At 61.8% G+C, this 15084-nt stretch carries 8 protein-coding genes; 3 read left to right on the plus strand and 5 right to left on the minus strand.

The features are described from left to right. Window positions 1-61: 61 nt before the first annotated feature. The 4 genes from HX898_RS08090 to HX898_RS08105 form a co-directional block, all read right to left on the minus strand. On the minus strand, window positions 62-2398 hold the full coding sequence (locus tag HX898_RS08090; RefSeq protein WP_180194395.1) for a transglycosylase domain-containing protein: 2337 nt from the start codon (window positions 2396-2398) through the stop codon (window positions 62-64). A gap of 211 nt (window positions 2399-2609) precedes the next feature. Beyond that, the gene (locus tag HX898_RS08095; RefSeq protein WP_138332104.1) at window positions 2610-2831 is read right to left on the minus strand and encodes a hypothetical protein; all 222 of its coding nucleotides are present in this window, start codon (window positions 2829-2831) and stop codon (window positions 2610-2612) included. Between the two features lie 531 nt (window positions 2832-3362). Continuing rightward, a complete protein-coding gene (locus HX898_RS08100) occupies window positions 3363-4031 on the minus strand; it encodes an SH3 domain-containing protein (protein ID WP_180194396.1) in 669 nt (222 codons plus the stop codon). A 397-nt stretch (window positions 4032-4428) separates the two neighbouring features. Continuing rightward, the gene (locus HX898_RS08105) at window positions 4429-5817 is read right to left on the minus strand and encodes a dipeptidase (RefSeq protein ID WP_138332106.1); all 1389 of its coding nucleotides are present in this window, start codon (window positions 5815-5817) and stop codon (window positions 4429-4431) included. Between the two features lie 214 nt (window positions 5818-6031). On the opposite strand from HX898_RS08105, the gene HX898_RS08110 reads away from it, so the two are divergent. Next, complete coding sequence (locus tag HX898_RS08110; RefSeq protein ID WP_180194397.1) at window positions 6032-8416, plus strand: EAL domain-containing protein; 2385 nt, start codon at window positions 6032-6034, stop codon at window positions 8414-8416. Between the two features lie 73 nt (window positions 8417-8489). On the opposite strand, the gene HX898_RS08115 is transcribed toward HX898_RS08110, so the two are convergent. Next, window positions 8490-8906, minus strand: coding sequence for a MarR family transcriptional regulator (locus HX898_RS08115; RefSeq protein WP_003583451.1), 417 nt, complete (start codon window positions 8904-8906; stop codon window positions 8490-8492). Between the two features lie 544 nt (window positions 8907-9450). Between HX898_RS08115 and polA the strand changes: the two genes are divergently transcribed. Both polA and HX898_RS08125 read left to right on the plus strand, forming a co-directional pair. After that, the gene (gene polA, locus HX898_RS08120; RefSeq protein WP_180194398.1) at window positions 9451-12450 is read left to right on the plus strand and encodes a DNA polymerase I; all 3000 of its coding nucleotides are present in this window, start codon (window positions 9451-9453) and stop codon (window positions 12448-12450) included. Between the two features lie 275 nt (window positions 12451-12725). Next, complete coding sequence (locus HX898_RS08125) at window positions 12726-15071, plus strand: DNA translocase FtsK (RefSeq protein ID WP_180194399.1); 2346 nt, start codon at window positions 12726-12728, stop codon at window positions 15069-15071. The last annotated feature ends 13 nt before the right edge of the window (window positions 15072-15084 follow it).

Consider the following 15084-nt stretch of genomic DNA (forward strand, 5'->3'; position numbering starts at 1 on the left):
CTCTGAAAGATCGCGACGCGCTTTAGAGCATCGGGCTTGTGTAGGACATGCAGCAAAGGTCTCACTGGCCCATGATCAGATCGAGCAGCGTCGTGCGCCGCGGCTGGACGGAAGAGGTGGTCTGCGCACCCCCGACATCGCCGGGCGGCACCATGCCCTCATAGCCAGAACCGCCGCCTTCGGCAATGTCTGAGGGCGGAACCGGGCCGCTGCCGGAGGTCGCCGCCTGCTGCCGGACAGGCGCTTGCGGATAGCGGTTTGCGTTGTCGTTGCCGCCGAAGACGCCGGAAATAATGCCGCCGATCGTCGATGGCGGCGCCTCGGCCGTCATCGGTTGTCCGCTGCCCGACTGCCCATTACCCGGTGCCTCAGCCATCGGCTGACCATTGTTCGGATCGGCGATCAACTGGCCGTTGCCGAAGAGCGGTGCCGGCGAAAGACCCTTGTGGGCGGCGATCATGAATTCCTTCCAGGCCTTGGCGGGCAAGCCGCCGCCGGTCACCTTCTTCATCGGCTTGCCGTCGTCATTGCCGAACCAGACCCCGGTGGTCAGGTTGCTGGTGAAGCCGACGAAGAGCGCGTCGCGCGAATTCTGCGTCGTGCCGGTCTTTCCCGCCGCCTGCCAGCCGGGGATCTTGGCGCTCTTGCCGGTGCCGTTGTCGATGACGCCCATCATCATCGCATCCATCTGGGCGACGATCTGCTCGGACAGCACGCGCGGCGGGCTGTCATAGGTATTTTCGTAGAGAACCTTGCCTTCGGCCGTCGTCACCCGGCGGATGACGTGCGGCGTCGCCTTGTAGCCGCCGTTCATGAAGGCGGCATAGGAGGCGGTGAGTTCCATCAGCGACACCTCGGACGTGCCGAGCGCGATCGAGGCGTTCGGCTGCAGCTCGCTTTCGATGCCGAGCCGGTGGGCAAGCTTGATCACCTGATCCGGCCCGTCATACATCACCAGCTGGGCGGCCACCGTGTTCAGCGACTTGGCAAGCGCGGTCGCCAGCGTCACTTCGCCATTGTATTTCTTCTCGTAATTTTCGGGCGTCCAGTCGCCGATCCGGATCGGCGCGTCGTTGAACACCGAATAGGGCGTCAGCCCCTTCTCGAGTGCGGCGGCATAGACGAAGGGCTTGAACGAGGAGCCCGGCTGGCGTTTGGCCTTGACGGCACGGTTAAACTGGCTCGTCGCATAATCCCTGCCGCCGACGAGCGCCCGGATCGCGCCGGTGCCGTCGATCGAGACGAGGGCCGCCTGCGAGGCGTCGAGCTTGCCGCCCTCCTTGTCGAGTACGTCGACCAGCGATTGCTCGGCCTTCTTTTCCAGCGACTTGTCGATGGTCGTATCGACGATGACGTCCTCCTTGACGTCGCCGATCAGGCTTGGCAACTGGTCCATCACCATGTCGGCGACATAGTGCCCGGCGCCGGACCAGTAGCTCTTGGCTGAAGCCGGGGTCTGCGACATCGCCGTTTTGACCTCGGAATCGGTGATGAAACCCTGTTCGCGCATTGCCGCGAGCACGAGCTGGGCGCGTGCATTCGCCGCTTCCGCATCGCGGGCCGGCGAAAGCCGCGACGGCGCCTTGAGCAGGCCGGCCAGCACCGCGGCCTCGCCGAGGTTTACGTCACGCGCCGATTTGTTGAAGTAGCGACGCGAGGCTGCCTCGACGCCATAGGCGTTCGATCCGAAGAACACCCGGTTGAGATACATGGCAAGGATCTGGTCCTTGGTGTATTTCTGCTCCAGCCAGAGCGACAGCAGCACCTCCTGCACCTTGCGTTCCAGCGTTCTCTCGGGGGAGAGGAAGAGGTTCTTGGCAAGCTGCTGCGTCAGCGTCGAGCCACCCTGGACCATGTGGCCAGCCGTGAGATTGGTCACGATCGCCCGGCCGAGGCCGAGCGGATCGACGCCGAAATGCGAATAGAAACGCCGATCCTCGATGGCGATGACGGCTTCCGGAATATAGGGCGACATGTTTTCGAGCGACAGCGCCTCGCCGCCGGTGGCGCCGCGATTGGCGATGACGCTACCGTCGACGGCGGTGATCTTGACGTTCGGCGGCCGCTCTGGGATCGCCCATGTGCTGGCGCTCGGCATGCGCGAACCATAATAGACCACGAGCCCGGCAACGCCGATGCCGGCCCAGATGAAAAGCACGATGCACCAGTAGATCACGCGGCGCATGAAGCCGAAAACCCCGCCGCTTTCACGCTCCGTCGGCTCGCGCTGCCGCCGGGGGGCGGCGCGCTGCGGCGGGGGTTTCGAGCCGCCGCGGCGCTGAGATCGGCCTCCGGCGATGCGATCGTCGGCATCGAGCGAGAATTCGTCATCGTCGCGTGCCGGCCGGCCGCTGAAGGAGGGTTCTATTCTGTCGCCTGATCTGCCTCTGCCTGCCATCGCGGACCGGTCACACCCCATGTTCGATCGCGAAGCCAACTTCGCATAACGGTGCCCTTCTCCAGCGCCCCGCGTCTTTTCAGACGCGCAAAGGACGCTGGAGCGCTTTGAGTGCCGCCGTGATCATCCGACTGAACTGTAAATGCGGCGATTTAACGGGGTATTAATAATGGAAAGTAAAGCAGATCGCGCCGGGCGACAGCATTGGCCTTCAGAACTGTCGGGCCTCGTAATCGTCGAGCGATTCCGGGTCCTGCTTATATTCCCACTCGCCCAGATGAAAGCGGCGCCAGATCTGGCCGGAAGGGTTGAGGCTCGCCCCATCGGTGAGGCGCACAGGCAGGATGGGGTTGTGTTTATGCCAAACGGTAACATCTGTGGCGGCTGCCCGAGGGCCGAAAAGCCCGAAGAAAGCCAGGTAGTCTTGTGTCATCAGGGTCCAGCCTCGAACGGATCAAAATCAATCCGCAACTTCACAAAACTGCAATAAAGAATCTCGCAAAACAAGTGCCTCGCGATGGCTTCACGTCAAATTGTCGGTGATCGCATTCGAGGTTCGATGCTTCCCCCCGCGGCTCCTGTCTTGCGCTCGCCGGCAAGGCGGCATGCGTCGTGAAAACAAAGGCCCGAAGTGCGTGGCGTGAGTTACGTGCTATACGACGTAGATTACCGCGCCGCGCGTCTTTTCGAGAGACATAAAAGAGGCTGTAACACATTGAATTGCCGCATAGTGTTTCCTCAAATCGGTTCTGCTTCAAGGAATTATGCGGCAGGCGGAACCAATAGGCTTCGCGATTGTTTATGAAGAAGCGGGACAGCCCCTCACGTCCCGCGAATGATCGGCCGTCTCCCCTCAACGCGTGCCGATCGACATCAGGCCCGGTGCATCCCTCCCAAGGGAGCGCCGGGCTTTTTCCCTTGGCTTCAAGCCTCGGAAGAGGACGTCGCTGCGTCCCTTTCTGTTTCATTCGTCGCAAGAGGGATCGCCGGGGCGGCAATCAAAATTCCTGCGGTCCGGCCTGCGATCATCGCCTCTCCGGTCGTCCCTCTGCCGTTCACCTCTTTGCCGATCGTCCCTTTGCCGATCGTTCCTTTGATTGTCGTCGCGCCAGTCACGATCGCGGTCGCGCCCATCTCGGTCGCCATCCCGCTCGCGCCAGTTACGGTCGCGATCCCGGTTATCCCGATCGCGGTCGCGATCCCGATTGTCGCGGTCGCGGTAGTAATAATCCGGGCCGCGGCTCCAGCGGTCACGGTCGCGATAGAAATCACGGTTGCGGTAATAGCGGTCCCAATAATTGTCGACGCTGAAGCGAATCATCGGAATGCCGAGCGGACGGTAATATTGCGGGCCGACATAGACGCGGCGCTGTTGGTAGAGGGCCTGCACATACTGGCCGGAAACCCAGCCGCGGCCGCCGTAGAATTCGACGTCGCACCAATTGACCTCGGAAAGGCATCCGCGGATCTCGACGGAAGAACCGGCGGGGATGACGGCGACGGCAGGATATCGGGTGCTCGGACCGGCACGCATGTTGACGTTCGCCGTCGAGTAGCCCTCGGCGGCCTGCGCTATGGCGGGCGCCAGCATAAGCATGCCGGCGGCTGCGATTTTAACAAAGAGATTTTTCACGCTTCTCAGTCCTTGTTGGCACGTTTTTCAGGCAGCGCTTGGCCGCGTTTCCTTGGCATATGCCATTGAAACAAAAGACAGAGCGATCGCCCGCAGCTGTCAGGGCGTCATCATTCGTCTTATCTTTCAATGGCTTATATGTCGCTCGCGATGAACGCAGCTTGAACGGCGAAATGTCTGTCCGCGCCTTGGAGCCGCGATGGTGCTTCCGGCAAGGCCGGTACTGTTAACGGTTCGTTAACCTTTCGGCGGCAGTCTCACTGCAATACCTGCTTGCTCCTTGACCACGGATGAACTGGCACTGAGATGAGCGGATGACGAAAGGCCGGGTCGAACCGGCCTTTTTGTTTGTCGCGACTTTGCGTGGCGCAGCTTGATGGAAGCCGCGCCTTTTCCTTCAGGCAGCGAGCGCTCGAAGTATCCGCACCCAGGAGCGAATGCCCTTGTGGTAGGAGACGAGCTCGTATTTCTCGTTCGGAGAGTGGATGCGATCGTCGCTGAGGCCGAAGCCGACGAGCAGCGATTCCATGCCGAGCATCTTCTGGAAATCTCCGACGATCGGGATCGACCCACCCATGCCGATGACGATGGCGGGCTTCGGCCACTCGTCGGAAAGCGCGTTCTTCGCCTTGGTGAGAACAGGCGAATCATAGGAAAGATGAATCGCCGGCGAGCCGCCATGCGGATGGAACTCGACCGAGCAATCAGCGGGAATCTTCGCACTGATATAGCTGCGGAAAGCCTCGCGGATGGCCGCCGGATCCTGCGTTCCGACAAGCCGGAACGAAACCTTCGCCGAAGCCTTGGCGGCGATCACCGTCTTGAAGCCTTCGCCGGTATATCCGCCCCAGATGCCGTTGATTTCGGCGGTCGGCCGCGCCCAGGTGAGTTCCAGCACCGAGCGGCCTTTTTCACCCGATGGAATGGAAAGGCCGACTTCGCCGAGGAAGCTCTCCGCGGTCTTGCCGAGCGTCTCCCATGAGGCCTTGATGTTGTCAGGCGTTTCCTCGACGCCATCATAGAAGCCGTCAAGCGTGATGCGGCCCGTCTCGTCATGCAGGCCGGCAAGAGCCTCGACGAGAATGTGGATCGGATTGGCGGCCGCGCCGCCGAAGAGACCGGAATGCAGGTCACGGTCGGCGGCCGTCACGATCACTTCCTCGCCGACCAGACCGCGCAGCGCCGCGGCGATCGCCGGCGTGTCGCGGTCCCACATGCCGGTATCGCAGACCAGCGCATAATCGGCCTTGAGCTCGGCGGTATTGGCTTCGAGGAAGGGCTTCAGGGACGGCGAGCCGGATTCCTCCTCGCCCTCGAAGAGGATGGTGATGCGGCAGGGAAGCGCGCCGTTGATCTCCTTATAGGCGCGGCAAGCTTCGACGAAGGTCATCAACTGGCCCTTGTCGTCGGAGGTGCCGCGGCCGGTCAGGATCTTGCGGCCCTCGCCGACATCCTTGATCGATGGCTCGAACGGGTCGTTTTCCCAGAGCTCGATCGGATCGACCGGCTGAACATCGTAATGGCCGTAGAAGAGAACATGCGGCGCATCGGCGGAAGCGCCGGCATGGTGGGCGACCACCATCGGATGGCCAGGCGTATCGCGCAGCGAGGCCGTAAAGCCGAGCGTCCCGAGATAGGCGACGAGCCATTCGGCGGCCTTCCGGCATTCGGCTTTATAGGCGGGATCGGTGGAAATCGATTGGATGCGCAGAAGCTCGAACAGCTTTTCGAGGCTCGATGGAAGGTTCTGGTCCGCGCGCTCAAGCACCTGATTGATATCGGTCATTTTCGACTCCTTTTTTGAAATTCGGCCGGACGATAGACCAAACCAGAAAAGCAGGCGAGGCGGAAAAACAAAAATCGGCGGCGCGAAAGGCCCGTCGGTCAAAGATCAATATCAGGAAGATTTGCTGGATAATATAGAAGAGATTTCTAATTCAATTTACAGTTATTTAGCATAACCTAAATAACCTGACCGAATTCAGCTGTGGGAGGGGCAGATGTTTTCGGTCATTACATGTATTCGGGACAACCACGATTGGCGGCTGGTGCTTGCGGCGGCCGCCGTCTGCCTGGTCGGCGCTATGGCGGCGATGCTGCTGCTTTCCCGCGCCCAGGAATGCGATGCCGGGCGGCGCAAGCTCTGGATCGGCGCCTCGGCTTTCGCTTTCGGCACCGGCGTATGGGCAACCCACTTCATCGCAATGCTGGCCTATGACGGCGGCATGCCGATCGGCTACCAACTGGGCCTGACGGCGCTTTCTTTCCTCCTGTCGGTTGTCGGTTCGTGGGCGGCGATCCTCGTCGCTTCGGAAAGCCGCGGCAGGTTTTCTCGCATCCGCGGCGGCGTCCTGATGGCGCTCGGCATCGCCTCCATGCACCTGACCGGCATGCAGGCGATCGAAACGCAGGCGGCAATTCTTTATGATCCCTCCATGACGCTGAGTGCGGTTCTCGCAGGAGCGCTGTTGTCGAGCGCCGCCTTCCACGCATTTTTCCAATTGAAGGGACTGAGGCGGCTCCTCGCCTCGTCAATCAGTTTCGTCCTCGCGATCTGCGCGCTCCATTTCATCTCGATGGCTAGCATCACGCTCGTGCCGGATCCCGGCAAGCAAGTTCCGGCAACGGTGCTCGACGCCAGCCTGCTTGCTGCGATCGTCGTTGTGGCGGCGACGGCGCTCATTCTGATCGCGCTGGCGGTGGTCTTTATCGAAAGCCACCTGACGGATCTGAGGGGGCTCGCGAATGCCTCACAGGAAGGGCTGCTGATCCTGCGGGAAGGCCGGATCATCGATGCCAATGAACGCTTCCAGGGGCTCTCCGGCTGGAAGCTTGCCGGTCTTGCCGGCAAGGCGCCCTCGGCTGTTTTGACTGCTATTCAGGGAACTGGGCAGAACAGACCCAGCGAGACGCTGCTCAACACCAGGGACGGCAGGGAGATCGCCGTCGAAGTGACCGCGAGCAGGATCGTCTATCGCGGGCACAACTGCGAGGTGCTGGCGGTGCGTGATCTCACCGAGCGCAGGCAGGCCGAGGAGATGATCGAGCATCTCGCCCACCACGACGTGCTCACCGATCTGCCGAACAGGTCGCTGTTCGATACCCGCATCCGGCAGGCGCTGCAGATGGCCGAACGAAAGAACAGCGAGGTTGCCCTCTTCTATCTCGACCTCGATCGCTTCAAGGCCGTCAACGATATCTTCGGTCATGCCGAAGGCGACCGTATTCTCCGCAAGGTCGCCTCGATCCTGCGCCGCGTGGCCGATGAGAGCGATACGATCGCCCGCCTCGGCGGCGATGAATTCGCCATCATTCAGCCCGCCGGGCAGCAGCCGGCGGCGGCGCAAAAGCTTGCGGCGGCGATCCTCGACGAATTCGCCGCCGAGATGGACACGGCGCGCGACCCGACCGCCGTCGGCGTCAGCGTCGGCATCGCAATCTATCCCGCGGATGGCGCTGCTGCTGATGAACTCTGCAACAATGCCGATACTGCACTCTACCGCGTCAAGCATGACGGTCGCGGCAAGGTCTGTTTCTTCGACGCGGACATGGATAAGGCGGCACGGAACCGCCGCCAGATCGAAAGCGAACTGCGCCATGCGATCATCCGTAATCAGATCCATGTCGACTATCAGCCGATCCTCGATGCGCTGAGCGGCGAGATCGGCGGCTACGAGGCCCTGATGCGCTGGAACCGGCCAGGTCACGGCTTGACCGAGCCCGATATCTTCATCCCGATCGCCGAGGAAAGCGGCTCGATCGTCCAACTCGGCGAATGGGTGTTGCAGCAGGCCTGCAGGGAGGCTGTGCGCTGGCCGCTGCCGTTGATGATCGCCGTCAATCTCTCGCCGGTGCAATTCATGCTGCCGAACCTCTGCGAGCGGATCGAGGCGATCCTCGCCGAAACCGGGCTTGCGCCCGGCCGGCTGGAGCTCGAGATCACCGAGGCGGCCCTCATTCGCGATCGCGACCGGGTGATGACGACACTATTGCGGCTGCACAAGCTCGGCGTTCACATCGTCATGGATGATTTCGGCACCGGTTTTTCTTCGCTTTCCAACCTGCGTTCATTCCCTTTCGACAAGATCAAGGTCGACCGCAGTTTCACCGGAGTGCTGGAACATGATGCGGCGGCGCGCTCGATCGTGCGCGCCATCATCGGCCTAGGTCATAGCCTCGGCATGCCTGTCGTGACGGAGGGCGTGGAAACCGAGATGCAGCGCCGGATCGTCGTCGAGGAAGGCTGCACGCAAGTACAGGGCCTTTTACTCGGCAAGCCGGATATCGAGCCGAGCATCAAGCTTGCCGCCCACGAAAACGTCCTGACCGCACAGATCGAAACCGGCGCGCCGTCGCTGCGACGCGCACAGTGTGCTGGCGAGTGATCTTACAGCGCCGCGCGTCTTTTCAGACGCGCAAAGGACGCTGTCGATTCCGATTTAAGGAATTATGCAGTGGTCAGAGCGCCTTGGCGTTTTCCAGAAGCCGGCGGATATATTCGAGTGTCAGCTCGCGCTCGAAAACTCGAAACCCTTTAAACAGCGCAAGGTCGGCCTCGCGCGCGGTCTCGATTGCCTCGGCCTCCATGGCGCGGGCCTTCGGCGTCAGGAAGAGCAGTTGCGCCCGCTTGTCGGATGGATGCGGCCGGCGTTCGATCAACCCGTCTCGGACCATGCGCGAAAGCGTATTGGCCATGGTCGCCTGTTCGATATCGACCCGCTCGAGAAGCTGTTTCTGGGTCAGCCCGTCCTCGGCCCAGAGTTCCAGCAGAATGGGGAACTGGCCCGGAGAAAAACCGAGCCCAACCGCGCGCTGGTGCAGCGAGCGGGCAAACCCTTTCGCCAGCTGGCTGGCAAGGTAGGCTCCCGAATCCATGCGGTTAAATCCCATGATTGCAAGTTAGGCTCAAAACCATGCCGGAGACAATGCAGCAAATCGCATACGATGCTCCTAAACATGCAAGCGGCGATCAGAATTTCGAGTGCCTGGTAAAACAAAAGTCGCCATGGCCTGGAGGTTGGCCATGGCGACTTTAAAGTGGGGACAAAGGCCCGGAGAGGGGGATAAGGCCTTTGTCCAAGCCTGACGCGGCGGGGGACAAGCCGGTGATCAGACCCGCGACGCAATCAAGCGCCGGTGACATCGATTTGTGGCTCAGAATGTGGTTTTTCAAGGGAGGGCCGTGGTTACAAATCGGTAACAGTTTGGTGAGCCGGAATCCGTGCCGTACAATTCCTGAGATCGGAATCGATGGAAGGATAAAATTATGCAGCAACGCCAAGTGCTCAGCGTCCTTTGCGCGTCCGAAAAGACGTGCGGCGCTGTGTGACGCTCCGAACGCCATAATCCTTTCCGCGCGCCGAATTTTATGCCGAACTCTATATGGACCTCGTCCCATGCCCGCGCTATCCATGCACGCATGAAAAAAGGCGATCACCTCTTCCTAGTCGATGGTTCCGGATTCATCTTCCGGGCGTTTCATGCATTGCCGCCGCTGACCCGCAAGACCGACGGCCTGCCGATCGGCGCTGTGTCCGGTTTCTGCAACATGCTGTGGAAGCTGCTGAGGGATGCGCGCAATACCGATGTCGGCGTGACGCCGACCCATCTTGCCGTCATCTTCGACTATTCCGCCAGGACGTTTCGCAAGGATCTCTACGACGCCTATAAGGCGAACCGATCTGCGCCGCCGGAAGAGCTCATCCCGCAATTCGGCCTCATCCGCGAGGCGACCCGCGCCTTCAATCTGCCCTGCATCGAGACCGAAGGCTTCGAGGCCGACGACATCATCGCCACCTATGCCCGCCAGGCCGAAGCGACTGGCGCCGATGTCACCATCGTCTCCTCCGACAAAGATCTGATGCAGCTCGTCAGCCCCAATGTCCACATGTATGACAGCATGAAGGACAAGCAGATCGGCATTCCCGATGTCATCGAGAAATGGGGCGTGCCGCCGGAAAAGATGATCGATCTGCAGGCGATGACCGGCGATTCGGTCGACAATGTTCCCGGCATTCCCGGCATTGGCCCGAAAACCGCCGCCCAGCTTCTCGAGGAATACGGCGATCTTGATACGCTGCTCGAACGCGCCGCCGAGATCAAGCAGGTCAAGCGCCGCGAGACGATCCTCGCCAATATCGACATGGCCAGGCTCTCGCGCGACCTCGTGCGGCTGCGCACCGATGTGCCACTCGATCTCGATCTCGACGCGCTGGTGCTGGAGCCGCAGAACGGCCCGAAGCTGATAGGCTTCCTGAAGACGATGGAATTCACCACGCTGACGCGCCGCGTCGCCGAAGCCTGCGCTTGCGATGCCGGCGCCATCGAACCGGCGATCGTCCGCATCGAATGGGGTGAGACGGCCCGCGGCCCGGATCTCGATGCGGCCGAGCCCGAGCCCGTTGCCGGCGGCATCCCCGACGTTTCGGGTGAATCCGTGCCGCTGCCGCCGCGCGCGAGGGCGAAGACCGCCGTCGAAGGCGCCTTTTCGCCCGCCGATCTTGCCAACGCTCGGGCCGAGGCCTTTGCGACGCTGCCCTTCGATCATTCGGCCTATGTCACGATCCGCGACCTGGCAACGCTCGACCGCTGGATCGCCGATGCGCGCGCGACCGGCCTCGTTGCTTTCGATACCGAGACCACGTCGCTGGATGCGATGCAGGCCGAACTCGTCGGCTTTTCGCTGGCGATCGCCGACAATACGGCCGATCCCACCGGCACGAAGATCCGCGCCGCCTATGTGCCGCTTGTCCATAAGAACGGCGTCGGCGATCTGCTCGGCGGCGGCCTTGCCGACAACCAGATCCCGATGGGCGATGCCCTGCCGCGGTTGAAGGCATTGCTGGAGGACGAAGCGGTTCTCAAGGTCGCCCAGAATCTGAAATACGACTACCTGCTGTTGAAGCGCTATGGCATCGAGACCAGGAGTTTCGACGACACGATGCTGATCTCCTACGTGCTGGACGCCGGCACCGGCGCGCATGGCATGGACCCGCTCTCGGAAAAATTCCTCGGCCATACCCCGATTCCTTACAAGGACGTGGCGGGCAGCGGCAAGGCGAACGTCACCTTCGATCTGGTCGATATCGACCGCGCCACCCACTATGCCGCCGAAGATGCCGACGTGACGCTGCGCCTCTGGCTGGTGCTGAAGCCCCGGCTGGCGGCGGCGGGATTGACCAGCGTCTATGAACGGCTGGAGCGGCCGCTGTTGCCGGTACTGGCACGCATGGAAGCGCGCGGCATCACCGTCGACCGGCAGATCCTGTCGCGCCTCTCCGGCGAACTGGCCCAGGGTGCAGCAAGGCTCGAGGACGAGATCTACGTACTGGCCGGCGAGCGGTTCAACATCGGCTCGCCGAAGCAGCTGGGCGATATCCTGTTCGGCAAGATGGGCCTTGCCGGCGGCAACAAGACGAAAACGGGGCAATGGTCCACCTCCGCGCAGGTGCTCGAGGATCTGGCCGCCGCCGGTTTGGAGCTGCCGCGCAAGATCGTTGACTGGCGCCAGCTCACCAAGCTGAAATCCACCTATACCGACGCGCTCCCCGGCTATGTCCATCCGGAGACCAAGCGGGTCCACACCTCCTATTCGCTGGCATCGACGACCACGGGGCGCCTGTCCTCCTCCGAGCCGAACCTGCAGAATATTCCGGTTCGCACCGCAGAAGGCCGAAAGATCCGCACCGCCTTCATCTCGACGCCTGGCCACAAGCTGATCTCCGCCGACTACAGCCAGATCGAACTGCGCGTGCTTGCCCATGTCGCCGAGATCCCGCAGCTGACCAAGGCTTTCGAAGATGGCGTCGACATCCACGCCATGACGGCGTCGGAAATGTTCGGCGTGCCGGTAGAAGGCATGCCGGGCGAGGTGCGCCGCCGCGCCAAGGCAATCAATTTCGGCATCATCTACGGCATCTCGGCCTTCGGGCTCGCCAATCAGCTTTCGATCGAGCGTTCGGAAGCCGGCGACTACATCAAGAAGTATTTCGAGCGTTTCCCCGGCATCCGCGACTATATGGAAAGCCGAAAGGCCATGGCGCGCGACAAGGGTTATGTCGAGACGATCTTCGGTCGCCGCATCAACTATCCCGAAATCCGCTCGTCCAATCCCTCCGTGCGCTCCTTTAACGAGCGTGCGGCGATTAACGCGCCGATCCAGGGCTCGGCTGCCGACGTCATCCGCCGGGCAATGATCAAGATAGAGCCGGCGCTTGTTGACGTCGGCCTCGCCGATCGCGTCCGCATGCTGCTGCAGGTGCATGACGAACTCATCTTCGAGGTCGAGGACGAGGATGTCGAAAAGGCGATGCCAACAATCGTCTCGGTCATGGAAAACGCCACCATGCCGGCGTTGGAAATGCGCGTGCCGCTAAGGGTCGATGCCCGCGCCGCCACCAATTGGGACGAGGCGCACTAAAGCATGTCGCGCAAAAGTGTGCAGCGGTTTTGCGACAACGACATGCGTGGAAATAAAGCCTAAAGCGGCAGCAGCGAATCTGAAAGATTGCGACGCGCTTTAGAGCGCCTCCCCAAAAATCGCAAAGATTTTTCTCGCCACCAGAACTCATTGAAAGTGCAGCGATTTACCCAAAGGGGTCGTATCGGAACGATACGGCAGGAAGGAACTTATTAACCTTCCTTTTCTATCCCGGTAGGGTCGTAATTTACAAAGCATGAGTGAGTAGCGGACGCATGCGTTTTCCCAGAACCAATTTGACGGATGCCGGAGATTTTTCCAGCGAGATTGAAACGGACCTTCCGGAGGAGAACCCAGGGGAGAAGCCGGCGGCACCCATCTGGCAGAGCAACTTTTCCCTCGCCCCGAATGTCCGTTTCACCCGCACGCCGGAAACGCTGATCAGCAGGCGGCGCGCGCCGAATGAGTCGGTTCGCGATGATTCGCAGATTGGACAGCAGGCGATACGGATAGAGCCGGTTGCCGTCGATGTGCCGTTCGATATCTATCTGCCGGAGCCGGACGAAATTTCCGCAGCACCGCACAGGGTCGAACTGCAGCAGTCACCTTTGCTTGACGAGCCCGGCGCGCCGGCTTTCCGCGCCAGCGCCGAGCTTTCCTCGATTTCGGATTTCGCCTTCTGGGAAGTCATGGCCTTCGAAGAGGCCGAGCCGGTTCGCGCGCCGCCGTTGATATCGTTCCCGAAGACCGAGACCTCGCCCGAATCGATCACGTCGCTGTTCCGGATCATGGAATGGCGCCCCGGCCGGCCGGCAACCGCTCCCGTCGTCTCCCGCCCGGCCCCGCAGCCCGCCGCGGTCTCCACGAAGGTTGCCGTGCGCCCTGCGGCCGCCCCGTCCCTGGAAAAGCCCAGGCGCATTATTGTCGAGGCACCGGTCATGCTGGCACCTCAGCCTGCGCCAGCCACTCAGGTCACGCCAACCCCTCAAATTGCATCAGCCCCTCAGACAGCACCAGCGCCGCAGCGCACGCCGCCCGTCGCCGCGGTTCTGCCGTCGCCGCGCCTGGCCGCGAGGCCCGAAAGGATCGACGCATCCGGCTATGAATTCCCGCCGCGCGCCCTGCTGCAGGAACCGCCGGAACGCCTCGGCGAGATCATGTCGCAGGAGACGCTGGAGCAGAATGCCGGGCTTCTGGAGAGCGTGCTGGAGGATTTCGGCATCAAGGGCGAGATTATCCATGTCCGTCCCGGCCCTGTCGTCACCCTCTACGAATTCGAGCCGGCGCCGGGCGTGAAATCGTCGCGCGTCATCGGCCTTGCCGATGATATCGCCCGCTCGATGTCGGCGCTTTCGGCCCGTGTTGCCGTCGTCCCCGGCCGCAACGTCATCGGCATCGAACTGCCGAATGTCACGCGTGAAACCGTTTATTTCCGTGAGATGATCGAGAGCCAGGATTTCGAGAAGAGCGGCTACAAGCTGGCGCTCGGCCTCGGCAAGACCATCGGCGGCGAGCCTGTCATTGCCGAGCTCGCCAAGATGCCGCATCTGCTCGTCGCCGGCACCACCGGTTCCGGCAAGTCGGTCGCCATCAACACGATGATCCTGTCGCTGCTCTACCGCATGACGCCGGAACAGTGCCGGCTGATCATGGTCGATCCGAAGATGCTTGAGCTTTCCGTCTATGACGGCATCCCGCATCTGCTGACGCCCGTCGTCACCGATCCGAAGAAGGCGGTCATGGCGCTGAAATGGGCCGTGCGCGAAATGGAGGAGCGCTATCGCAAGATGTCGCGCCTCGGTGTCCGCAACATCGACGGTTACAACGACCGCGTCGCCCAGGCCCGCGAAAAGGGCGAGACCATCCATGTCATGGTCCAGGTCGGCTTCGACAAGGGCACCGGCACTCCGATCGAGGAAAGCCAGGCGCTGGACCTGACGCCGATGCCTTATATCGTCGTCATCGTCGACGAGATGGCCGACCTGATGATGGTCGCCGGCAAGGACATCGAAGGGGCGATCCAACGCCTCGCCCAGATGGCCCGCGCCGCCGGCATCCATCTGATCATGGCGACACAGCGTCCGTCGGTCGACGTCATCACCGGCACGATCAAGGCGAACTTCCCGACCCGCATCTCCTTCCAGGTGACCTCGAAGATCGACAGCCGCACCATTCTCGGCGAACAGGGCGCCGAGCAGCTGCTCGGTCAGGGAGACATGCTGCACATGCAGGGGGGCGGGCGGATTTCCCGTGTCCACGGTCCCTTCGTCTCGGATGTCGAGGTCGAAAAGGTCGTTGCCCATCTGAAGACCCAGGGTCGCCCCGAATATCTTGACACCGTCACCGCCGACGAGGAGGAAGAGACGGAAGAGGAAGAAGCCGGCGCCGTCTTCGACAAGAGCGCCATGGCTTCCGAGGATGGCAACGAGCTCTACGAGCAGGCGGTCAAGGTCGTCATGCGCGACAAGAAATGCTCGACCTCCTATATCCAGCGCCGCCTCGGCATCGGCTACAACCGCGCTGCCTCATTGGTGGAACGCATGGAAAAAGAAGGTCTCGTCGGCCCGGCCAACCATGTCGGTAAGCGCGAGATCGTATCGGGACGGGGCGACGGCGAGTAATCGCCGGCGGCCA

The sequence above is a fragment of the Rhizobium sp. WYCCWR 11128 genome, assembly GCF_013416305.1.
GTDB classification, from domain to species: domain Bacteria; phylum Pseudomonadota; class Alphaproteobacteria; order Rhizobiales; family Rhizobiaceae; genus Rhizobium; species Rhizobium indicum.

Coding starts and splice junctions, on each gene's coding strand:
- HX898_RS08090 (WP_180194395.1), bottom strand. CDS start 2,398: ATGGCAGGCAGAGGCAGATCAGGCGACAGAATAGAACCCTCCTTCAGC.
- HX898_RS08095 (WP_138332104.1), bottom strand. CDS start 2,831: ATGACACAAGACTACCTGGCTTTCTTCGGGCTTTTCGGCCCTCGGGCA.
- HX898_RS08105 (WP_138332106.1), bottom strand. CDS start 5,817: ATGACCGATATCAATCAGGTGCTTGAGCGCGCGGACCAGAACCTTCCA.
- HX898_RS08110 (WP_180194397.1), top strand. CDS start 6,032: ATGTTTTCGGTCATTACATGTATTCGGGACAACCACGATTGGCGGCTG.
- HX898_RS08115 (WP_003583451.1), bottom strand. CDS start 8,906: ATGGATTCGGGAGCCTACCTTGCCAGCCAGCTGGCGAAAGGGTTTGCC.
- polA (WP_180194398.1), top strand. CDS start 9,451: ATGAAAAAAGGCGATCACCTCTTCCTAGTCGATGGTTCCGGATTCATC.
- HX898_RS08125 (WP_180194399.1), top strand. CDS start 12,726: ATGCGTTTTCCCAGAACCAATTTGACGGATGCCGGAGATTTTTCCAGC.